General features: G+C 67.5%; 23 protein-coding genes. 10 read left to right on the forward strand and 13 right to left on the reverse strand.

The window, feature by feature from the left end; translation table 11 throughout:
* Positions 1–52: 52 nt before the first annotated feature.
* From IBX18_RS31215 to IBX18_RS31225, 3 genes are all read left to right on the forward strand, one after another.
* Entirely contained in the window at positions 53–1,534 is a 1,482-nt protein-coding gene (locus IBX18_RS31215; protein ID WP_194837090.1) for a phospholipase D-like domain-containing protein, read from the forward strand.
* Between the two features lie 68 nt (positions 1,535–1,602).
* Positions 1,603–2,001, forward strand: coding sequence for a GerW family sporulation protein (locus tag IBX18_RS31220; RefSeq protein ID WP_194837091.1), 399 nt, complete (start codon positions 1,603–1,605; stop codon positions 1,999–2,001).
* Positions 2,002–2,083: 82 nt separating this feature from the next.
* Positions 2,084–2,680, forward strand: a complete 597-nt coding sequence (locus tag IBX18_RS31225) for a hypothetical protein (protein WP_194837092.1) — start codon at positions 2,084–2,086, stop codon at positions 2,678–2,680.
* A 519-nt stretch (positions 2,681–3,199) separates the two neighbouring features.
* On the opposite strand, the gene IBX18_RS31230 is transcribed toward IBX18_RS31225, so the two are convergent.
* Together IBX18_RS31230 and IBX18_RS31235 are read right to left on the reverse strand one after the other, a co-directional pair.
* Positions 3,200–4,180: an aldo/keto reductase gene (locus tag IBX18_RS31230; RefSeq protein WP_194837093.1), complete on the reverse strand. Its 981-nt coding sequence runs from the start codon at positions 4,178–4,180 to the stop codon at positions 3,200–3,202.
* Between the two features lie 2 nt (positions 4,181–4,182).
* Positions 4,183–5,061 (reverse strand): DMT family transporter, encoded by an 879-nt coding sequence (locus tag IBX18_RS31235; RefSeq protein ID WP_194837094.1) that lies wholly within the window; start codon positions 5,059–5,061, stop codon positions 4,183–4,185.
* A 63-nt stretch (positions 5,062–5,124) separates the two neighbouring features.
* Here IBX18_RS31235 and IBX18_RS31240 point away from each other — a divergent pair, with 63 nt between their 5' ends.
* Positions 5,125–5,619, forward strand: a complete 495-nt coding sequence (locus IBX18_RS31240) for an Lrp/AsnC family transcriptional regulator (protein ID WP_194837095.1) — start codon at positions 5,125–5,127, stop codon at positions 5,617–5,619.
* A gap of 69 nt (positions 5,620–5,688) precedes the next feature.
* Here IBX18_RS31240 and IBX18_RS31245 read toward each other — a convergent pair whose 3' ends face one another.
* Genes IBX18_RS31245 through IBX18_RS31260 form a run of 4 tightly spaced genes read right to left on the reverse strand, consistent with a single transcriptional unit; the run spans position 5,689 to position 8,677 of the window.
* The gene (locus tag IBX18_RS31245) at positions 5,689–6,525 is read right to left on the reverse strand and encodes a hypothetical protein (protein WP_228542090.1); all 837 of its coding nucleotides are present in this window, start codon (positions 6,523–6,525) and stop codon (positions 5,689–5,691) included.
* 6 nt (positions 6,526–6,531) lie between these two features.
* Complete coding sequence (locus tag IBX18_RS31250; protein ID WP_194837096.1) at positions 6,532–6,741, reverse strand: hypothetical protein; 210 nt, start codon at positions 6,739–6,741, stop codon at positions 6,532–6,534.
* Positions 6,742–6,800: 59 nt separating this feature from the next.
* Positions 6,801–7,757 (reverse strand): ADP-ribosylglycohydrolase family protein, encoded by a 957-nt coding sequence (locus IBX18_RS31255; protein WP_228542091.1) that lies wholly within the window; start codon positions 7,755–7,757, stop codon positions 6,801–6,803.
* A gap of 50 nt (positions 7,758–7,807) precedes the next feature.
* Complete coding sequence (locus IBX18_RS31260) at positions 7,808–8,677, reverse strand: LLM class flavin-dependent oxidoreductase (protein WP_194837097.1); 870 nt, start codon at positions 8,675–8,677, stop codon at positions 7,808–7,810.
* A 193-nt stretch (positions 8,678–8,870) separates the two neighbouring features.
* Here IBX18_RS31260 and IBX18_RS31265 point away from each other — a divergent pair, with 193 nt between their 5' ends.
* The 4 genes from IBX18_RS31265 to IBX18_RS31280 all read left to right on the forward strand — a co-directional run bounded on the left by IBX18_RS31265 (position 8,871) and on the right by IBX18_RS31280 (position 12,497).
* On the forward strand, positions 8,871–9,443 hold the full coding sequence (locus tag IBX18_RS31265) for a MepB family protein (RefSeq protein ID WP_194837371.1): 573 nt from the start codon (positions 8,871–8,873) through the stop codon (positions 9,441–9,443).
* 169 nt (positions 9,444–9,612) lie between these two features.
* Positions 9,613–11,331 (forward strand): FAD-dependent oxidoreductase, encoded by a 1,719-nt coding sequence (locus tag IBX18_RS31270; RefSeq protein ID WP_194837098.1) that lies wholly within the window; start codon positions 9,613–9,615, stop codon positions 11,329–11,331.
* 30 nt (positions 11,332–11,361) lie between these two features.
* Complete coding sequence (locus IBX18_RS31275; RefSeq protein WP_194837099.1) at positions 11,362–11,961, forward strand: hypothetical protein; 600 nt, start codon at positions 11,362–11,364, stop codon at positions 11,959–11,961.
* Positions 11,962–12,053: 92 nt separating this feature from the next.
* A complete protein-coding gene (locus IBX18_RS31280) occupies positions 12,054–12,497 on the forward strand; it encodes a nuclear transport factor 2 family protein (protein ID WP_228542092.1) in 444 nt (147 codons plus the stop codon).
* An 8-nt stretch (positions 12,498–12,505) separates the two neighbouring features.
* Here the strand turns inward: IBX18_RS31280 and IBX18_RS31285 are convergent, their stop codons facing one another.
* Positions 12,506–13,042, reverse strand: a complete 537-nt coding sequence (locus tag IBX18_RS31285; RefSeq protein ID WP_194837101.1) for a DUF6886 family protein — start codon at positions 13,040–13,042, stop codon at positions 12,506–12,508.
* A 126-nt stretch (positions 13,043–13,168) separates the two neighbouring features.
* Between IBX18_RS31285 and IBX18_RS31290 the strand changes: the two genes are divergently transcribed.
* Positions 13,169–13,366 (forward strand): hypothetical protein, encoded by a 198-nt coding sequence (locus IBX18_RS31290; protein WP_194837102.1) that lies wholly within the window; start codon positions 13,169–13,171, stop codon positions 13,364–13,366.
* A gap of 180 nt (positions 13,367–13,546) precedes the next feature.
* On the opposite strand, the gene IBX18_RS31295 is transcribed toward IBX18_RS31290, so the two are convergent.
* Positions 13,547–13,942 (reverse strand): nuclear transport factor 2 family protein, encoded by a 396-nt coding sequence (locus IBX18_RS31295; RefSeq protein WP_194837103.1) that lies wholly within the window; start codon positions 13,940–13,942, stop codon positions 13,547–13,549.
* 263 nt (positions 13,943–14,205) lie between these two features.
* Here IBX18_RS31295 and IBX18_RS31300 point away from each other — a divergent pair, with 263 nt between their 5' ends.
* Positions 14,206–14,688, forward strand: coding sequence for a hypothetical protein (locus IBX18_RS31300; protein ID WP_194837104.1), 483 nt, complete (start codon positions 14,206–14,208; stop codon positions 14,686–14,688).
* A gap of 5 nt (positions 14,689–14,693) precedes the next feature.
* Here the strand turns inward: IBX18_RS31300 and IBX18_RS31305 are convergent, their stop codons facing one another.
* The 5 genes from IBX18_RS31305 to IBX18_RS31325 are packed head-to-tail and all read right to left on the reverse strand — an operon-like array spanning position 14,694 to position 19,915.
* Entirely contained in the window at positions 14,694–15,482 is a 789-nt protein-coding gene (locus IBX18_RS31305; protein ID WP_107656203.1) for an ABC transporter permease, read from the reverse strand.
* Positions 15,469–16,428 (reverse strand): ABC transporter ATP-binding protein, encoded by a 960-nt coding sequence (locus IBX18_RS31310; RefSeq protein ID WP_194837105.1) that lies wholly within the window; start codon positions 16,426–16,428, stop codon positions 15,469–15,471. Before IBX18_RS31310 ends, IBX18_RS31305 begins: the two co-directional genes overlap by 14 nt.
* Entirely contained in the window at positions 16,391–17,938 is a 1,548-nt protein-coding gene (locus tag IBX18_RS31315) for an SDR family NAD(P)-dependent oxidoreductase (RefSeq protein ID WP_107656201.1), read from the reverse strand. The genes IBX18_RS31310 and IBX18_RS31315 overlap by 38 nt, the downstream gene beginning before the upstream one ends.
* Positions 17,935–18,183, reverse strand: a complete 249-nt coding sequence (locus tag IBX18_RS31320; protein WP_159080353.1) for an acyl carrier protein — start codon at positions 18,181–18,183, stop codon at positions 17,935–17,937. Before IBX18_RS31320 ends, IBX18_RS31315 begins: the two co-directional genes overlap by 4 nt.
* A complete protein-coding gene (locus tag IBX18_RS31325; RefSeq protein ID WP_194837106.1) occupies positions 18,173–19,915 on the reverse strand; it encodes an HAD family hydrolase in 1,743 nt (580 codons plus the stop codon). Before IBX18_RS31325 ends, IBX18_RS31320 begins: the two co-directional genes overlap by 11 nt.

The following is a 19,915-nucleotide window of genomic DNA, read 5'->3' on the forward strand; positions in this document are numbered from 1 at the left end:
TCGTTCACCTGCGGGAACGGGTGTCCGGCCGGACGGGAGAACTGACCACAGCATGAGCGATGAGCAGCAAATCCTCACCCCCGGCGAAACCTGCTGGCAGATCGCCCGGGCCGACCGGCTGGCGTGCATTGTCGATGCGGCCGACTATTTCCGCTATGCCAAGTCCGCGATGCTGCAGGCCCGCAAGCGCATTGTGCTGATCGGCTGGGACTTCGATACCCGGATCAAGTTCGAACCGCAGGGCAAGACCCTCGAAGGACCTGATCGGCTGGGCAGATTCTTGTCCTGGCTGCCGAAAGTGCGACCGGACCTCGACATCTACCTGCTGAAATGGAATGTCGGCGCGTTCGCCGCGATCAGCCGCGGGATGACGCCGATCTTCGTGGTTAATTGGATCACCGATCGACGGTTGCACTTCGAGATGGACGGCGCGCACCCGCTGGGTTCGGCGCACCATCAGAAGATCGTGGTGATCGACGACGCGCTCGCGTTCTGCGGTGGCATCGACATGACCGTCGACCGCTGGGACACCGGCGACCACCGCGACGACAACCACTACCGCACCAAGCCGAACGGCAACCGGTACGGACCATGGCACGACGCGACCACCGCCGTCGACGGCGCCGCAGCGAAGGCGATCGGCGAATTGGCCCGAGCCCGCTGGCAGGCGGCGACGGGACAGCAGTTGGCCGCGATCGACGAAATCGCCGGGGACACACCGTGGCCGGACGGGCTGGAGCCGACGATGCGGTCCGTGGAAGTCGGTATCGCGCGAACCTTCCCCGAGCTCGCCGAGCGCGCCGAGGTCAGGGAGATCGAGGCGCTGTATCTGGCGGCGATCGCGGGCGCCTCCCGGTCGCTGTACATCGAAAGCCAGTACCTGGCCTCGCGCACCCTCGCCGAGGCGATCGCCGCGCGGCTGCGCGAGCCGAACGGTCCGGAGATCGTGCTGGTGCTGCCGCGGCACGCCGACGGCTGGCTCGAGCAACAGGCGATGGATGGTGCTCGCCGCCGCTTACTGCATCTGCTGTGGAAGGCCGACACCGAGAACCGGCTCGGCGTCTACTACCCCGTCACCGACGCCGGTAACCCGATCTATGTCCACGCCAAGGTGCTGGTGATGGACGATCGACTGCTGCGGGTGGGATCGTCGAACCTCAACAACCGTTCGATGGGATTCGACACCGAATGCGATCTGGCCGTGGAGGTTACCCCCGCCACCGCCAACGGGGACCAGCTGCGCGAAACCATCCTCGGCATCCGGCGCCAGCTGATCTGCGAGCATCTCGGTGCCGAACCCGCGAAGTTCGATGCCACCCTCACCGAGACGTCGTCGCTGCTCCGCACGGTCGAGGCGTTGCGCGGCGACGGCCGGACCCTGGTGCGATTCGAGCCGGCGACCGTCGAGGACGAGGACAGTCCGCTGGCGGAGAACGAACTGCTGGATCCCGAACACACGCCACCGAGCCTGTGGGACAAGCCATTACTGAGCCGGGGTATCCGCAGATTGAAGGCAACAGGGGCGGCGCGCTGACGACTTCCGCTATCGACTGCGGTTACTGTTCAGTGGAAGGCGGCGACGGTTAGAGAGGGTTCACGGCAATGGAGGCAGCGCAGGAGCCTGACCCCTCGCTCAATGCGATCGACAGGGTGGACGTCGCAGCGATCTCTGCGGAACTGCGGCAGCAAGACGCGGGCGTTCTCAATGAACAGGCCCGTGCGGCAACAGTATTCGGTGAACCCGTCACTGCCGAGGGCATCACAGTCATCCCCGTCGCCCGCGCACGCTTCGGATACAGTCGCACCGGATCCAGCGACGGAGCCGAAGGTGGCGGCGCGGACGTACGCGCCGTGGGCTACATCGAAATCCGCGACGGCACAGCCCGTTACCGCCCGATCGGCAACCGAGGGAGCCGAGCCATCACAGCACTGATCGCCCTCGCCTCAGGACTCGCCGCTTCGAGAATCATTCGCGTCCTGCGCAAGGATTCCCGCCCATAGCTCTGATCAAGTCTGCCGGCGTACCCTGCACCGGCTGAGCAGCCCACCCGCGCCGCCCACGATTCCGTGCGATGCTGCCGATGTGGAGATCTGGGAGCACGACGGCAATCTGTACGAGGTCAGCTCGTACTACTGCCTGCCCGACGACGCCTGGACCTATGCGCTGCAAGGGATTACCGGCCCGCCCGGCACCGGACCGCACCTCGATGTCCGCGTTGCGGACAAGACTCCTGACGAGGGCCCGTTCGCCCCGAAATCCCAGCACTACGTTGTGGTCAGCTTCGGGCCGGGGTCGATCCCTTGGCTGGTCCTGCGCCGGTTCCGCGACCATGTGCAAGCCTCCGGAGACATCGTCACGAACAGCCAACCGGCTGAGGTGGTCGGCGATATCCGGCGGACCAACAACACCTGGCACTACGGGGATCAGCGATTCGAGGTAAACTCGTTCTACTTCAGCGACCGCGACGCGTGGTGCTACGAACTCTGTGTCCTGGACCCGGATCCCAACGCCAACAACTACCTCGAAGTGCTCATCCCAGACCTAACACCGAACGGCCCGTTCACTCCGGCCACAGTTGACCGAATGGTGCTAACCCCGCACGGCGAGGTGAACCTTCCCTGGCCCATGTTCACCCACTTCATGACGGCGCTGGAGTTGGCCGAGGACATCGCGACTTAGGCCCCCCCTTCAGAACTGAGATCGCGGACCACTGCTCGGACGAGATCGGCGGTCTCCTGAGTCACGCCTCGTGTTCGGTTACGCCTCGACAAGCGCCTGCAGTTCGGCATGTTCCCGCTCCGGAGGCCGGCCACAGCTGTAATCGCGCTACGCCGCCGCCACGTCCCGTCCGGCGGGCCGCTGATCACTGAACGGGACATGAGGGCACGACCACTCGCGTTTCGCCGCCGTCATTTCCCGTTCGGCGGGCTGCTGATCACCGAGGGGGACGTCAGGGCGTGCCTGCTCTTGTTTGGCGCTGTCACGTGCCGCCTGTCCGCCGATGCCGGAGAGCGCGCCAGGGGCGAGCGGCTGCTGACTCGCATCGTTTCATGGGACGGGTGTGGGTCCGGCAGAGTCTTTCGGGCGCGGGCGCGGGCGCGGGCGCGGGCACGGGCGCGGGCACGGGCACGGGCACGGGCACGGGCGTCGGCGAAGCGAAGACGCGAGCCTCAGTGCGAACGTCGTTACACTCCAACGCTATTGGTGGCCGAGTACGGGGTGCGGGCGGTAGGGCGCTTGCAGTGTCGCAATTTCCTTCTCGCTCAACTGGATCGGGACCGCGGCGACCGCATCCGCGAGGTGCTTCGTCTTCGTCGCTCCGATGATCGGCGCGGTTACCCCGGGGCGGCCGAGTAGCCAGGCGAGGGCGATCTGGGCGGGTGGGAGGTCGCGTTCGGCGGCGACCTTGCGTACCGCGTCGACTACGTCGAAATCGTCGTCGGTGTACATGGTGTCCGCGATGGGGTCGGTGCCGGAGCGCACGGTGGTCTGGCCGCCGCCGCGTTCGCGGGAGCCGGCGAGCAGTCCTCGGGCCAGGGGGCTCCACGGGATGATGCCGACGCCCTGGTCTCGGCAGAGTGGGATCATTTCGCGCTCTTCCTCGCGGTAGGCGAGGTTGTAGTGGTTCTGCATCGAGATGAATTTTGTCCAGCCGTGGGTCTCGGCGACGTGCTGCGCCTTGGCGAACTGCCAGGCGAACATGCTGGATGCGCCGATGTATCTGGCTTTGCCGGCGGCGACCACGTCGTGCAGGGCGTTCATGGTCTCTTCGATCGGAGTCTCGTTGTCCCAGCGGTGGATCTGATACACGTCGACATAGTCGACGCCGAGCCGGTCGAGCGAGGCGTCGATGGCGGACATGATGTGCTTGCGGGACAAGCCTTTATCGTTCGGGCCGGACCCCATCGGGAAGTAGACCTTGGTGGCCAGCACGTAGTCGTCGCGGCGGGGAAACAGCTGGGCGAGCAGCCGACCGGTGATCAGCTCGCTGATCCCGTCGGAGTACATGTCGGCGGTGTCGAAGAACGTCACGCCCGACTCGACGGCCTGCCGGACGATCGGTGCCGCGGCATCCTCGTCGAGCATCCAGGCCCACGAGTCGGGGCTGCCGTAGCTCATCATGCCGAGGCAGATCCGGGACACGGTGAGACCGGAGGTGCCCAATCGGAGGTATTTCATCGCTACTCCTTGCTTTCTTGGTGGATCAGGACACCGACGGCGATCAACGCGATGCCGGTCAACTCCTGGAGGGTGGGTATCTGGGTGAGCACCACGATCCCGATCACCGTCGCGACGGCGGGCAGGATGCTCAGCATCAATGCGAAGGTGTGGCGGCGTAATCGGGCCATGGCGAGTTGGTCGGTGACGTAGGGAATGACCGACGAGCAGACGCCGACGCCCACACCGGCCAGCAGCGCCGCCGGGCTGGTGAGGGCGGGGATGGCCGCGCCGAGGCAGAACGGCGTCGCGACGACTGCCGCGATCAGCATCGCGGCGGCGAGCTGGTCGACGCCGGACAGTCCCCCGCCGGTGTTCGCGATCCGGTGGCCGAGAAGCACATAGAGCATGAACAGCGCGCAGTTCACGAAGGCGAAGACGAAACCCCATGGCGCACCGGCCAACTGGATGTCGACCAACGCGACCGCCCCGGCTATGGCGAGCACCAGGGCGATCCCGTTGCGGCCGTTGCGTATACCGATCGCGGCGAGCACGATCGTGCCGAGGAATTCGATCGCCCCGACGGTGGCCAGCGGTAGCCGTTCGATGGCCAGGTAGAACGTCACGTTCATGGTCGCGAGCACCACACCGAGCCCGAGCAGTACCCACCGCTGCTCCGGTGTGAGCCGCCGTACCAGCCGCCACGGCTTACGCCATACCGCGAAAACCACTGCGGCGGCAGCGATCCGCAGCCAGGCCACGCCGAGCACGTCCGCGCGGGCGAACAGCAGCACGGCGAAAGCGGGCCCCAGGTAGTGGAAGATCGCGCTGATGCCGAAGTAGGCCGACGCGGGCACCCGCGGTGCGGTTCGCCGCGTAGCGAGCCCGGACGGTGTTGTCATGCGGAGTATCTTGCTAAGAAATACCCACTGCCGGAATGGCACTATCCAGGAAGATGGCCTGAGTTGGCTGGAAAATCAAAGCAGAACGGCCGAGATTCCTTTACCGAGCGATCGCGGCTGCTGGATGCGGTGAATGTGCGGCTGCTCAACGAGCTGCACGCGGATCCACGGCTGTCCATGTCCGAGCTCGCCCGCCGGGTCGGGATGTCGGCGCCCGCGGTCACCGAGCGGGTGCAGCGGCTGGAACGCGACGGCGTGATCACCGGCTTCCGGATGGAGGTGGACCCAGCCGCCCTGGGCATGCCGGTGACCGCGCTGGTACGCATCCGCCCCGGCCCCGGCCAGCTGCCGAAAATCGTTGCGGCGGCCCGAGATACACCACAGGTGGTGCAGTGCTTCCGCATCACCGGCGAGGACTGCTTCCTGCTCCAGGTGCACGGGCCGTCGATCGGTCAGCTCGAGGAGATACTCGACGGGTTCCTCATGTTCGGGCAGACGACCACGTCGATCGTCGTCGCCGAGCCGGTGCCGCGGCGACCGCTGCCCATCCCGTCCTGAACCCGTAGTTCCGGTCAGTGCGGAATGCGGCTGTGCGGACTCGGGCGTGCCGACGGCGCTAGTGGTGCTTCACCAGCTGCCCTCGAAGAAGGCCAGGAGGGCGGGGGCCGAGTCTGCGGCGGTGGATGTGTTCACCACGGCGATGACGAGCGCGGCCAGCGACACCACCGTGAAGAGGGCGCCGAAGGAACCCCATACACGCCGGGATCGGCTGTCCGACGGGTTCGTTCGCGCGAACGCTGTCCAGGACGCGATGCTCATGGCAATGAGGATCAGGGCCGCGACTGCGGTGATCACGGCCATCGCCACGTGGTAACGGGCGAAGTCGCTGATCATCACGTCGAGGGCAGGCGGGGTTCGGCCACCTGCGCTCAGGGAGTCGGCGAGTTGCAGGCGGATCTGGTCGAGCGTGTCGGCGAGCGGCCCGTCGGGTGCACCGGTCGTCAGCATCGGCAGCAGTGCGGAGAAGGGGGCTACCGCGCCTTGGATGTTGACCATTACCAGCACTGATGAGGCGAGTGCGAGCAGCGTGACAAGTCCGCCTGCTGACGCGAGAGCCGGGCTGTTTCGGGTACCCCGCAGGAATGCCCGCCAGAGCAGCACGGCGAGTGCGACGAGAACGATCAGCAAAACGGCCGCTATCAGGGCTTTGACCACGTGGTAGCGGAACCAATAATCGACGACGTCCGATAAGGCAGGCGGGAAGTCCCGGTCGCCGGAGCTCCAATATTCGACGAACGCCACGCGGAGGGCCGCGCGAAGGCTGCTTTCATCGCCGAAGCTTTCGCTCGAGCCGTTCGCCGCCAGCTTGCCCGGAGCGGCGACGAAAGCAATCACCAGACCCACGGCGAGCGTGACGAGCAGGGCGACCGAACGACCGGTGGACCGCGCAGCGTTTGCGGACACGCGTGCCTAGACCAATTCGATCTCGTCGAATCCAACGGTCAGACTGTGCCGTCGCTCCCGCAGCACATTCCCTTCCCGGTGGACCGCGCCCTCGCCGAAGTCGATGCGCAACTTCGCACTACCGGTGTCGACCGCCCGGACAACCGCGCAGACACCGCTGAACGGCCCTTCCGGGAAGTAGACGACGTCACCTGGCGCATATTCGGTAATCCCCACGTCGTCAGAGTAATCGAACTGCGGACCCAGCAGGGGGACCCGCAGCTCGGCCGAGCACCTCAGGACGCGCCGGTCAACCAGCTCCGCACGCGACCGATGCCGGAGTGTTTGCGCCGCCGTGGTCGGCGCGGTGGATCGAACCAGTCGGGCAACGGTTCGCGCGCGGCGAGCCAGTACTGCGGCACTCCGGCGGTACCCGTGTAGGCGGCGACGATTCCGCCGACGATGGCGCTCGTTGTGTCGATATCTCCGTCTGCCGCAATGCATGCGGTGATCGCGGTCCGATAGTCGTGCAGATGCGTTGCGGCGACCCACATCGTGAACGGCACGGTGTTCTGCGCGGTGACCCGAGACCCGTTGCCCAGTTCGGCCGCGGCCTCGGCAGCGGAGGCGCCGAGCAGGGCGCGGGCGCGGTGAATCAGCCGGGTCGTCTCACCGTCGTCGAGGCGGTCGAGCACGGCGGTGATGAATTCCGCTGGTGTGGGCCGGATTCCGTTCAGGCGGGCGTGCCCGGCTTGCCCGGCCGCGAGCGCCACCGCGACCGTGCCGAGGACACCTTCACGATGCATATGTGTCACCTGTGCCGACCGGACCGCTTCGGCGACAATCTTTTTCGGGTCCCCGGCATAGAAGGCGCCCAGCGGGGCGACCCGCATGGCGCCACCGTTGCCGCAGGAACCCTGGTTGTCGTATGCGGCGCCGGACACTTCCCGCCAGTGCGTGCCCTCCCGAATGCGACGCAACGTGCTGACGGCGATGAAGCCGTACTCACGGCGCGGGTCGAACCGTCGTGCGAACGCAGCGGCCAGCCGATCCTGCTCGATGCCGCCGTGGCGGCTGAGCTCGGCGACCACGGAACAGGCCATTTCGGTGTCGTCGGTCCACCCCCACGGGCCCGCCGGGAGGTTGTCGGTGCCGAGATCCGGAATCGACCGTCGCATGACGGGAAATTCCGCACCCAACGCGTCCCCCACGGACAGCCCGTCCAGTGAATCGAGCATCAAGTCGATATGCATCGCGACCGATGGTAACCGTGGCGGCGAAGGTCACCTCGGCTGGTAGTGCGTCAGAGGGTGGGTGGGCCCTGGTTGATGCGCCGCATGATCGGTGCGAGTCGGTGCAGGGCATCGGTGGTCATCAGCTGGCGTTCGTCCCACCAGGTCGCGCCCGCGTCGGCGAGTGGGGCGATCAGGTCTCGCGCCTTGTCGGGATCGCCCGGACTGACGCCGCCGACTACGACCTCGAATGGCCTGTCCTGGTGCTCTTTTCGGTGTTCGTGCACATAGCTGACGACATCACGCAGCTCATCGACGGGTGGTACATGCCCGTGGCTCGCGCCGGTGAACAGGGGCACGACGCCGTCCCAGCGCGCGGCTCGGCGGAACGGGCGCCGACGGGGCCAGAACCCGCCGATCCAGACCGGCGGGCGGGGCTGCTGAGTCGAGGCGGGCAGCAACGTGACGTCCCGGACCTCGTAATGCTTGCCGAGATGGTCGACTCGCTCACCGGACCAGTAACGCTGCAACAATTCCAGACCTTCGTCCAGACGCTCAGCCAGCACGACGGGATCGGTCGGCTCCCCGAAGCTGCCGAATTCATCCGCAACCGGGCCGCCGAGGCCCGCGCTGAAAATAACCCGGCCGCCGCTGAGCGAGTCCAGAGTCGCCACCTGGCGGGCAAGTTGCTCTGGCCGCCGCCGCGCCACCGGAGTAACCAGCGCACCCAGCCTGATCCGGGACGTCGCCAACGCCGCCGCGGTGAGCAGCATCCACGGATCACCGAACGGCTGCCCTCGCCGTTCCTCCTTGTCGTGCACCACGTGGTCCCAGATGAACAGCGCGTCCCAGCCCGCCTGTTCCGCCGCCACAGCCGCCATCGCCACCGTCCTGGCGTCGGCGAAGTCCCCGAAGTTCGGAATGTTGATCGAGAAACGCATACCGGAATAGTGCTGGCCCGCACCCATACCCCGCAATGGAATTGAATCTTGCGACAACGCTCGCCCGGAATGGGAGCACTCCCCGCACTGGCGAAGCAGGGCGCGACCGCTGTACCAGGCTTCGAGATGTCCGGCTCGGCCATGGCGGCCGCCGAGTTCTGTCGGTGACCCATGCCAAGGTGAGCGCGTGATCATGAACGGCGAGCACGCCACCGACCTACCGCCCGCCGACCTGACGCCATGGTCGACGACCGTCGTCGACGGCGACCTGCACACCGCGAAAGTACTCGTGTACGACCCCTGCGGGTTCGCCTGCTCACAACCGATCCCCGAAGCCGAGAGCGCCGCGTACGCCGCCCACTCGTTCACCGTCGACGGCCGTTCGATCCGGTTTCGCGTGGCCAAGACGACCCCCACCAAAGTCGGGCAATTCGTCACCGTGTGGAAGCGGTCCCCGGGTGGTCCGATCCAACCCTTCGACCGCACCGATCCCATCGACCTCTTCGTCATCAGCACTCGGGAGCAGGACCAGTTGGGCCAGTTCGTATTTCCCACGCACGTGCTGCGCGAACGCGGGGTCCTCGCGTCGGCGGGAAACGGCGGGAAACGGGCCTTCCGCGTCTATCCGCCGTGGGCACACACGACCAACCGGCAGGCGGCCGGCGCGCAGGCCTGGCAGCTGGAGTACTTCCTGCGGCTGCACCGCGACGGACCGCTCGATGCGGCGCGCGCCCGGATACTCTATCACCGATCGGCGAAAAGTTGACTGGCAGTGCGCATCTGCGGCCACGAATCGCCCTTGCCACCGGCCGGGGAGCCGAGTTCGCCGGTGGGACCTACGGATTCGGGTACCGTCTGCGGCCGTCATGGCGGAGCGGCTCCACGGTTCGGGAGGTTCGGGATTGGCAGAGAGTGGAGTTTCGCGGCGCCGTCTGATGCGCGGGACCTTGGGGGTCGTCGCTTCCGGCGCTATTGCGGCGACAGCGTGCGCGCCGGCCGCTTCCGAGAACGCGGGGCGTGACCGCAGTGCGGCGCTTGCCCGGCAGCTGCTCGGGGTCGATGAGCACGGAAACGACCGCACGCTGGACTATCTGAAGATCCTCATCGATAACGGTCTGCCCGCGACGGATCGCCGCAAGAAGATCATTGTCGTCGGGGCCGGGCCTGCGGGGCTGAGCGCGGCGAATCTGCTGGCTGAGGCCGGGCATCAGGTCACGGTGTTGGAGGCCAACGGGAATCGAACGGGCGGGCGGGTCAAGACATTTCGTGGCGTCTTCACCGATCCTGCCCTGCACGCCGAGGCGGGCGCGATGCGGTTGTCCAGTGCGCATCCGATGGTGTTGGCGCTCGCGGACAAGCTCGGGGTGCGGCGCAGGCCGTTCTACAACTCCGACGTGCTCGTGGAAACGCCCACTCCCCCGACTCCCCCGGTCTTCTATCGATCTCGCACCGGCGAGGAGTGGTCCAATGGGCCGAGACAGCGTTACGACCCGCCGCCCTCGGCTGGGCGCGGTCTGCTCAGGGTCAACGGAATGTCCACTACCCGAGGCGAATACGCCGCGAACCCGGGCGCGGTGCACGCCGGCTTCGGCTGCGGATTGACGACCGCCAGCCGTCAAGTCCTCGGTGCCGCGTTGCGTCAGGTCGCGCTGCTGGCCGACCAGCCGATCGAGCGGCAGGTCGAGGGGTGGACCGAGTTGCTGCACACCTACGAAAACCATTCCCTGCGGCGCTATCTCAAGGAGCAGGGCTGGCCGAAGGAGCGTATCGAGGCGGTCGGCACGCTGGAGAATTTGACCGCCCGGCTGCGGCACAGCGTCGTCTTCCCGCTCGTCGATCACACTTTGATCCCATCCGATGCCACCTACTGGGAACTGGCGGGCGGCATGGCCGCGCTCACCGATGCCCTGACCGCGCGACTCGGGCCCGCCATCCTGATGGGCAAGCGAATGACCCGGCTGGAACAGACCGAGCACGGCGTGCGGGTCTGGACCACCGGCGAGACCGGCGACGAAAGCTCCGATGGCCAGCCGACCGGTCCGGTCGAATCGTTCGAGGCCGACTACGCGATCGTGGCCATCCCGCTCACCGCCGCCCGGTTCTGCACCTTCGACCCGCCGCTGTCCTATGGCAAGCGCCGCGCCATCATCGAACTGCACCACGACGCGGCAACAAAAGTGTTGCTGGAGTTCAAGACTCGCTTCTGGGAGCAGGGACCGGCCGGGTTCCGCGGCGGCCGCTGCATCACGGATTCGCCGAGCCGGAACCTCTACTTCCCGTCGCACGTCGAGGATTCCGAGGGCGGCGTGGTGCTGGCGTCCTACACCTTCGCCGACGATGCGATGCGCTGGGATTCGCTCACCGAGGGTGAGCGCATCCACTTCGCGATGGCCGGGCTACGCGAACTGTTCGGCCCGCGCGTGGACACCGAATTCACCGGCGTCGGCCTGACCCAGAGCTGGGTGCGCGCCCGCTACGCACTCGGCGAGGCCGCCATCCCCACCCCCGGCCAACTGCACGACCACCACGGCGCCACCCGAACGGTCGAAGGCAGAACACATTTCGCCGGCGACCACACCAGCCTCGACACCGCATGGATCGAAGGAGCCCTGGAAAGTGGCGTGCGCGCCGCAGTGGAGGTCCATCGACGTTGAGTAAATGGCCGCTGTCGTATTGTCGGCAGCGTGAGTCCGGAGACGCCCGATGTCCTCGAACAGAGCCGAGAACGGGTTCGGCAAGCGCACGAGATCCTCGGCCGGTTACGGCTTTTCGAGCGCTGGCAAGAGTTCGGGTCGCCCGTCCTGGTGGGCGCGGTGGCCTGCGAGCTGGCGCTGGCGCCGGATATCGACGTCGAGATCTATTGCGACACACCACGGGTCGAAGACGGCTTCACCGTGTTGCGGGACTGCACGATGCTCGACGAGGTGCGCAAGGCGCGGTTCGGTAACCACTTGAACGACGCCGACGAAGGGCTGTACTGGCGGCTCGACTACCGCGCCGCCGACGGCACCGACTGGAAGATCGACATGTGGGCGCTGGCCCGCGATCATCCCGGGCCCTGCGCCGCGCAACTGGTGCGTCCCTTGCGCGATGCGCTGACCCCGGAAACCCGGCGCACGATTCTGGAGCTGAAGTCGCTGATGCAGCGCGGAACAATCCCGCGGTGTCCATCCATCGACATCTACCGCGCCGTCATCGATGGTGGGCTCCGTTCCGGCAGCGACCTTTCCGAGTGGGTGGCGGCGCACCCGCGCAGCGATCTCACGTTCTGGCAGCCCGGTTAAGGGCCGGCCGAATCTGTCGGTGGGCTCTGGCAGGGTGGGGTTCGACCAAAGGTGCCTGCTAATAGATTCGACGGGAAAGCTGGAGGGGAATGATGACCGACATCGCGAACGGGACGGACGAGGCGCAGATCCGGGGCGTGATCGATAAGTGGGTGGCGGCGTTCCGAGACCGCGATGTGGACGCGGCCATGGCGATCCATTCCGCGGACACGGTGTCGTTCGATATCGTGCCGCCGCTGCGCTTCGTCGGAACCGACGCCTACCGCAAGCCCTGGGAGGAGACGTTCCAGAACTTCGCCGGCCCGATCAACTTCGAGATCCGCGACCTGGACATCACCATCGGCGGCGACCTCGCCTTCAGCCGCAGCCTCAACCGGATGATGGGCACCATGGCCGACGGTCGGCAGACCGACCTCTGGTTCCGCTGGACCGCCTGTTTCCAGAAGCGCGACGGGCAGTGGCTCATCGTGCACGACCACACCTCGGCACCAACGGACTTCGCCACCGGCGCCGCAGTCCTCGACCTCACCCCGTAGCGACGGGCTCAGACGCGAGGTCGCGCCGCACGCAACCGGATGCCGCTGAATCCCAGTGAACTAGCTGTAGCGGCATCCCAGAAGTCCCACAGATTCGGCAGGACACGCAGCTGAATCCCGGCTTGTTCGTGCAACTTCAGCAGATCGCCGACCTGGTGCGGCGGTGCCAACGGCTCGACCGGCACCGTCGCCACGTGAGCGTGCGGTACCTGGGCGCCGAAGGGACGAAAGGGTGCCGCGGGCAGACGGTAGGCGAAAAGTGTTACCTCGCGCAGCGCATCGATCCAGCCGTATTCGATGGCATGCACCCGCTCTCCCCCACCGGGCCCGAGGATGGCGGTGCGATCGGCGTCGGTCGTGCCGGGCGTAACCCACGCCATGGCGCGCGGGCATGCCCGGGGAAACCAATAGTCGGGAGAACGGGCCCGATCCACGGCCCAGACATAGGCTTCCGGCTGACGCGCGGACTGCGCGACATGCGGCACGAAGCGTTCGATGGTCGGGTCCTCGGAAAAGTGCAGGACTTCGCCCGGCTCGGGATACATGAGACTTCGCTACCACAATCCGGAACGGTGCGGCAGGCAATCGAACTGGTGTAGCAACTCGGCGGCGGCGGTTGCGCACGGCGTGGCGGCCGAAACGGTGGGGCGGTGTGGCGCGATGGGGACTGTATGCGTACCGACCTCACTTGCGGTGAGCGGCGGCAAGCCGTACGACGGCTGGTCGCCGTGTGCCATCTGATGAATCAGCTGGTCGATTTGGCGGAAGGGGGGTCGTCGGAGGCGTTGATCGCGCAGGCGCATGCGACGCGCCGACTAATACAGGATCTCGTCCTCGACATGGTGGCGACGGCCGGCCCCGAACGCTGAGGTGACCAGGTCGCCGATATTGCTTCGGCGTGCCGTCAATCCAGACGGGGGTCCGAACCGAACGTAGATGTGTAGGCATCGTTGTTTCGGAATGAGGTCACCATGGCACACCCGAGGTTCGGTCCAGCCCGGCCCCGGCACGCAGCGACGTCCGCGTCCGAAGATCCGTCGCGGCACACCTCACTCGGCCAAGGCTGTGCGCCAGCACCAGGTGTCGGTGTACTGGTGCAACGCACTGATTTTCCCGTCCGAAACGTGCCAGACGTGCGCGAACTCGGCATCCACCGCCTTGCCGGTCGCGCGCGCCGTGCCGCGGTAATGCCCGGTGACGATCACGGCATCGTCCTGCGCCTCGTACCAGTTCTCGGCAAACGGCGCGATCTCGAAGTCACCGAACACCGGTCCCCACACCCCGGTCAGTGCGGCCATCGGACCTTCCGGCGCGGTGTCGGTGACGCTGGGCAGGCCGGGTGCGATGCGGGCCGTGAACCGCGGGTGCAGCGCGTCCAGAATCGCGGCCGCGTCGTCGGATTGTGTTGCCAGATAGAACTTTTCTACTACTTCCCGATTGCTCATAAACCCATATTAGAGGGATCGTTCTATATCGGCCAGGGGGGTGGCGGTGATTCAAGGCACAACCAGGTGTGCCGCGAGATCGGTTGCGCAGCAGGCTATGACCGGCGACGCGACCGCAGCATTCGCGCGGCGTTTGCGGTGCCGCGCTGACACTGTGCGGCTATCATTTAGTTAATCGTTCGGTATACCGGGGGTCGGGTGGTAGCCGAGAGCAGCTCGGCGAGTCATGACAAGGCAGGGGTTGAGTGGCCACGATCGCGCAATTGAGGGCAATTCTCGCGGTGCTGCATATCGACCCCGGCGAGATGGATGTGCCCGCGCACAACGACACCGCGGTCGAACGCGCCAAACTGGCGGCGCTGCTGCAACGGGTCTTCAGCAGTGAACTGCGCAGCGCGGTCACCAACGCGCCGGACCAGAACGAGCTGGCCAGGCGCTGGACCGCGGCGAGCACCCAGCCCGCGCTGGACGGCGAAAACGCCACCGAACAGGCCCATTTCGACGCGCACTGGCTGCACAACCGGATCGACGCGCTGGCCCCGCGCGACACCTCCGACCAGGCCCCGGTGCTGCTCGACGCCGCGGCAAGGGCCGCCGAGGCCGCGCAGGTGCTGCTCTCACTGAGCAGCGGCAACCCGCACGGCGACGGCACCGAACCGCTCTGGCAGACCGCGCTCGACGATCTGGCGTCCGCGTTTCACCTGATCAACGACGAACACAACGCGATCACCCAGCCGATCGAATAGCGACGTCAGCTCCGGCCGACCTTGCTGTGGTTGAGCCGGAACTTGAACAGGGCGACCAGTCCGCCCGCCACGCCGACGGCGAGCAGGATCAGGCACGGCTTGACGATGTCGCCGAACCCGGCGCCGTGCAGGATGACGTCCTGATATCCCTTCAGCGCCCAGTACTGCGGCGTGTACGGCGACAACGCGCGGGCCCAGGCGGGCAGGGTGTCGCGCGGGGTGATCGTGCCGGCGAGACCACCGATGGCCAGCGAACCGACCTGCGCCATGATCGCGAGCTGATCGATGGTCCGGCACAGCGAGACCAGTGCGATGCCGAACCCCCAGGTCGCGACGGCGAGCGACGCGGTGAGCGGAACGAGCAGCCAGGTCGAACCCTTGCTGTGCAGGTCCCACAGCGTGAAGGCGACCAGCCACAGGAAGGTCAGCTGGAACACCGAGAACAGCACGGACGGGAACGACTTCCCGAGGATCACCTCCACGGCGCGCACCGGCGCGGCCCGCAACCGATCCCAAGTCCCCCACTCGTGTTCGCGGAAGAACGACGCGCCGAGCAGGGTCGTGATGAAGAACGCGAACAGCACGATCGTGCCCGGTCCCGACTGCTCGATGCCGGTGGCATCGAAGTACCCGGTCAACCGCAACTGCGCGCGGTTCGCGGGTGTCAGGAACGCCATCATGCCGATGGGCAGCACCATCATCACGATCAGCTGGGCCGGGTCGGAACGGATGCGGCGCAGATCCGCCCAGGACAACGCGCGTACCCGATCGACGGCAGAGTCATGCAACAGCATCTCGGATTCCTTCCACGGGCTGGTCGACCGCGTCCTGCGCCGCGCGCATGATCGCCAAGTACGCGTTTTCCAGATTCGGGTGATGGATCTCCGCGGCCAGCAGCTGGTCGGTGTCGGTGTCCAAGGTGGCGAACAACTGCGCGAGCAGCTGTCCCGGGGAGTTGGTCGGGATGTTCAATCGCTTCGACTCCAGCACCGCGGCGCCGGGCGCGGCGAGGAACCCGCCGAGGCTCGCGGGGATGGCCGCCGAGAACTCGAGGCTCACCGCCGCCTGCGCGTACTCCTCCACCAGATCCGAGGCACTGCCCTGCGCCAGGATCCGGCCTTCGTGCAGCACGACCACTCGCGCGTCGAGCACCTCGAGTTCGGGCAGATAGTGCGTCGCGTACACCACGGCGGCACCCTGGTCGGCCAAGTTGCGCACCTCGGCCAGGAGATCCTGGCGCGCCGAAACATCGGCGCCGACGGTCGGTTCGTCGAGCCACAGCACATCCGGCTCGTGCAGCAACGCCATCGCCGTGTGCAGTCGCCGCTGCTGGCCGCCGGAGAGCTGATGCGCCCGCGTCTGCAGGAAGGGCGTGACGCCGAGCCGCTCGCCGACCTCGGCGATGCGCGCGGTCAGGTCCTTGCGACCGACGCCCATCAGCCTGCCGAAGAAGACGAGGTTCTCCTCGGCGGTCAGGGTCGGGTACACGCCGAGTTCCTGCGGCGCGAGGCCGAGCTTGCGCCGCGCCTGGCGTGGCTTGCTGCGGATGTCGATGCCGTCGATGCGCACCGTGCCGGAATCGGCGGCGGTCAGACCGGAGACGATCGAGGCCGTCGTGGTCTTGCCCGCGCCGTTGGGGCCGAGCAGTCCGACGATCTCGCCGGGCCGCACGGTCAGATCGATACCGGTGAGGACCTGTTTCTTACCGTACGACTTGTTCAGGTCGGCGATCTCCAGCATCCCGCACCTCCTCACTCAGAATTGGCCATGGTGCGCCCCAACCGGCGGCGCCGAGCACCGAAACTTCCCCGGCGACAACGTCTTGCGCGGAGAACGCGTTGACGATGTCGGCGGCGACCGGTGCGATGGGATTGCTCACGGCGCGTCCGCCCGGCGTGTTCGTCAGGTCGGTCCACAGTCGCGGTGGCCGCACCACCACGACGTTCCAGGGATGGTGTCGCGCAACGTATTCCGCGAGACCCTCGACGGCCGCTTTGGCCGCCGCGTAGTGCGGCCACCAGCGCGGTGGCGCGAGTACCGCCTCCGAGGAGATCATCACCACCGTCGCTCCTTTGCGGAGGCGGGGAACGCACACCGACAGCGGGGCGAAGACCAGCCGGGTGCTCGCCGCCATGAACTGTGCGGCGGTCTCGACCGCGTCCGGTGCCAGCGGCAGCGTCGGAATGGCCGGTGCGGCAAGCAGAACCACGCCGTCCAGCGGACCTTCCGGCAGCGCGGCGCCCAGCGCGTAGCCGTCGCTGGCGTCGGCGAGCACCGGCCACAAGCGATCCCGGTAGGCGTGCGAGGCCGCCGCCAGCACCTCGGGCGCCCTGGTGCAGCTCACCAGCACGCGCGCGCCCTGACTCGCCAAACCCAGTGAGACCGCCGCACCGAGCCCGCGACTGCCGCCGACGACCAGGATGGTTCGCCCGGCCAGTGCGTCCGACGGCGGCAGCACCGCGGCGAGTTCGGCCGGGTCCGGGCCGGGCACCGACTCCCTGATCAGGCTCTGCACCGTGACGTCGGCGCTGGCGCCGCAGCGCATGCCCGCACGCAAGGTGACCAGCCCGGATCGCCGGTCCACCTCGGGCTCGGCGGTCTCGAAGGCGACCGCGCCGGAACCGGATCCGTGCAACACCACGGTGCACGCGACGAGCAGGGCATCCCGGCCCGGCGTGCACATGCCGGTCCAGTAGCTGGCCCAACCGAGCACCGCCGCAACATGTTCGGGAACGCGACCCCCGATGACCCGCGATACCAAACCCGCGATGAGCGGATAGTCCACGGAGTACGACCCGCGCTCCTGGCCGGGTGACTGCGCGGAATCGCCTGCTACATCGGCCAATCCGAGTACCCGAGGGGCATCGCGACGAGGCTCGTCCTCGGCGGCGGGACCGCACCATGGCAGCACCGAGCCGAGCCTGCACCGGATGCCGACCACCTCGATGCCACCGAAACTGACCCGGCCGCGGGCCTCGCTCTCCGACACCGTCCAGTCGACCTCGTAGCGACGACCGGGAATCGTGGGCTGCCGGAACGTCGCCCGGATATCGCGCACCGCCATCGGATCGGTGGTCTCGGCCAGCGCGGCCAGTGCCAGAGTGACCACCAGTGCGCCGTGCGCGACCGGCCTGCCGTACGGCGAGCGGTGGCCGAAATCGTTGTCCACGTGCAGCGGGTTCCGATCGCCGACCGCAGCGGCGTAAGTCGCCACATCGGTGTCGGTAACCCGGAACACCCGGCTGTTCATGACACCCGCTCCTGCCGTGCGGCCGCCACGATGGCGGCGATCTCGGCCAGCGACGGCTCCGAGGTGAGCGTGCGCTCCGGAAGTTCCACGCCGAAGGCGCGTTCCACCGCGTAGACCAGCCGCACCTGGGCGAGCGAGTCCCAGGTGTCCATGTCCGCGCGGACCGTGTCGGGGCCGTGCGCGGCCGGCTCGCCGACCACCTCGGCGAACAGCTCGAGCAACTGTTCCATCAGATCAGTAGCCATGTTGAATCTGCGCCTCTCGCACATGCGGGCTGCGTGCGGGCACGCCGCCCGAAAGGTCGTAACCGAACACCGACCCCTGCTCGGACTCCGCGTCCAGCGCGAAGCCGTGCCCGGGGTACAGATCGCGCACCAGCGCGTTGCGGGCGGTCGGGAGATACCGGCCCACCAGTCGCGAACTGCCCTGTGCCAGCGCCCATTCGGCGGCGGCGGCCAGCAGATTGTTCTCCACGTTCCGCCCGATGACCCGGCAGCTGAGCAGCAGCGTGTCTATCTCGACGGTGCCGCCGAGGTCTTCCGCGAGCAGCACACCGACGATGCCGTGGTCGGCGAAGCGGTCCCGCAGGCGCAGCGTGGCAGCGAACCACTGTGGGTCCTCGGCGATCTTGCGGACCTGGGTCTGGGTGTGCCTGCGGGTGGTCAGGTTGAACTGGTTGGTCTTGGCGATCAGCTGCGCGGCCCGGTCGAGGGTGGTGCTGTTGATCGGCTCGATCGTGGCCACCATCTCCAGGCCGGCCAGGAACTCGTCGAGGTCGTCCGTCGCGGTCCGCTCGGCGGCGGCGAGGGCCTGGTAGGAGCGCTGCCTGGTGAAGTCCTCGCTGGACAGCGAGCCCGGGTGCAGCCACGGCAAGGCCGCCAGTTCGGGGGCGAACTTCGCGGCGGCGGCGGGCAGGCACAGAGCGCGCACCTCCGGGTGTGCCGCGGCCACCTGGGCGCATTCGGCCGGGTTGTCGTCCACGAAGACGAAGCTCGACAGGCCGAGCCGGATCTTGTCCGAGATTTCTTGCAGCTGTTCGGATTTGGGCCGCCAGTCGGCGACGATGTGGGTGAAGTCCTCGACCCGGAGCACCATGCCCGGGGCTTCCGCGATGGCGCGCAGTGCGAGGTCACGATCGTTCTTGCTGGCCACCGCGAGCAGCACGCCGCGCTCGGTCAGTGCGCGCAGGTAGCGCTGGAAGTCGGCGAAGGCCTCGCCGTCCGCACCGGTGCCGACGCGAATGCCCTCGATGCCGTCGTCGCCGAGGATGCCGCCCCACAGGGTGCCGTCCAGGTCGACGACCACGCAGCGCGCCGAACGGCCACGGTCGGCGGCGATGGTGTCGGCGATGGCCGCGGCGAGCCACGGCAGGCTGTCCGGTGCGTACGGCTGGCGGACCCGGTACCAGCTGCGCGGGTCTTCCCACTGCCGCAAGCCGACCTGGGCGGCGAGCTGCTCGACGTCGACGAAAAGCACTCGGCCCGCAGCGTGTTCGGCAAGCCGCGCGTTGATCTCCCGCACTCGATGGGACAGCGATTGCGGCGCGCGCCAGGCTGCCGGGCCGTAAGCGTCCACAGCGGGCGGCGCGAAACCGAGCTGGACGACCCGGACACCGGAACGCGCGGCCGCGTCCCAGAGACCGACCCAGCGGTTGACGGTCTCGTCCACGGTGCCGGTGATGTCGTGGTGCGTCCCGGCCAGCACCACGTAATCGCCCTCGTGGAACGGTGTTTGGGGCGCGAGCAGCACCTGCTCGACCTGGCCGAACGGGAAGGACAGCAGCTCCGGCGTCAACCCGGCCCTGGCGCCTGCCACCGGCAACAGTTCGGCGAGGAAGTCCGTGGTGTAGGTGGCCAGCAGTGCCATCCGCACCGCGACGCCGGGCGTACCGGGCTCGCGCGCAAGCGCTTTCGCCCGCTGCGTCCACGTCACGTAGCCGTCGGCGGGTGAAAGCTCTACTGCCACATCGGTTGCCAT

It is taken from the genome of Nocardia sp. XZ_19_369, assembly GCF_015355715.1.
Taxonomy (GTDB): domain Bacteria; phylum Actinomycetota; class Actinomycetes; order Mycobacteriales; family Mycobacteriaceae; genus Nocardia.

Coding starts and splice junctions, on each gene's coding strand:
- IBX18_RS31235 (WP_194837094.1), bottom strand. CDS start 5,061: ATGACAACACCGTCCGGGCTCGCTACGCGGCGAACCGCACCGCGGGTG.
- IBX18_RS31270 (WP_194837098.1), top strand. CDS start 9,613: ATGCGCGGGACCTTGGGGGTCGTCGCTTCCGGCGCTATTGCGGCGACA.
- IBX18_RS31220 (WP_194837091.1), top strand. CDS start 1,603: ATGGAGGCAGCGCAGGAGCCTGACCCCTCGCTCAATGCGATCGACAGG.
- IBX18_RS31215 (WP_194837090.1), top strand. CDS start 53: ATGAGCGATGAGCAGCAAATCCTCACCCCCGGCGAAACCTGCTGGCAG.
- IBX18_RS31230 (WP_194837093.1), bottom strand. CDS start 4,180: ATGAAATACCTCCGATTGGGCACCTCCGGTCTCACCGTGTCCCGGATC.
- IBX18_RS31310 (WP_194837105.1), bottom strand. CDS start 16,428: ATGCTGGAGATCGCCGACCTGAACAAGTCGTACGGTAAGAAACAGGTC.
- IBX18_RS31255 (WP_228542091.1), bottom strand. CDS start 7,757: ATGCATATCGACTTGATGCTCGATTCACTGGACGGGCTGTCCGTGGGG.
- IBX18_RS31325 (WP_194837106.1), bottom strand. CDS start 19,915: ATGGCAACCGATGTGGCAGTAGAGCTTTCACCCGCCGACGGCTACGTG.
- IBX18_RS31315 (WP_107656201.1), bottom strand. CDS start 17,938: ATGAACAGCCGGGTGTTCCGGGTTACCGACACCGATGTGGCGACTTAC.
- IBX18_RS31265 (WP_194837371.1), top strand. CDS start 8,871: ATGAACGGCGAGCACGCCACCGACCTACCGCCCGCCGACCTGACGCCA.
- IBX18_RS31290 (WP_194837102.1), top strand. CDS start 13,169: ATGCGTACCGACCTCACTTGCGGTGAGCGGCGGCAAGCCGTACGACGG.
- IBX18_RS31305 (WP_107656203.1), bottom strand. CDS start 15,482: ATGCTGTTGCATGACTCTGCCGTCGATCGGGTACGCGCGTTGTCCTGG.
- IBX18_RS31295 (WP_194837103.1), bottom strand. CDS start 13,942: ATGAGCAATCGGGAAGTAGTAGAAAAGTTCTATCTGGCAACACAATCC.
- IBX18_RS31285 (WP_194837101.1), bottom strand. CDS start 13,042: ATGTATCCCGAGCCGGGCGAAGTCCTGCACTTTTCCGAGGACCCGACC.
- IBX18_RS31320 (WP_159080353.1), bottom strand. CDS start 18,183: ATGGCTACTGATCTGATGGAACAGTTGCTCGAGCTGTTCGCCGAGGTG.
- IBX18_RS31260 (WP_194837097.1), bottom strand. CDS start 8,677: ATGCGTTTCTCGATCAACATTCCGAACTTCGGGGACTTCGCCGACGCC.
- IBX18_RS31280 (WP_228542092.1), top strand. CDS start 12,054: ATGACCGACATCGCGAACGGGACGGACGAGGCGCAGATCCGGGGCGTG.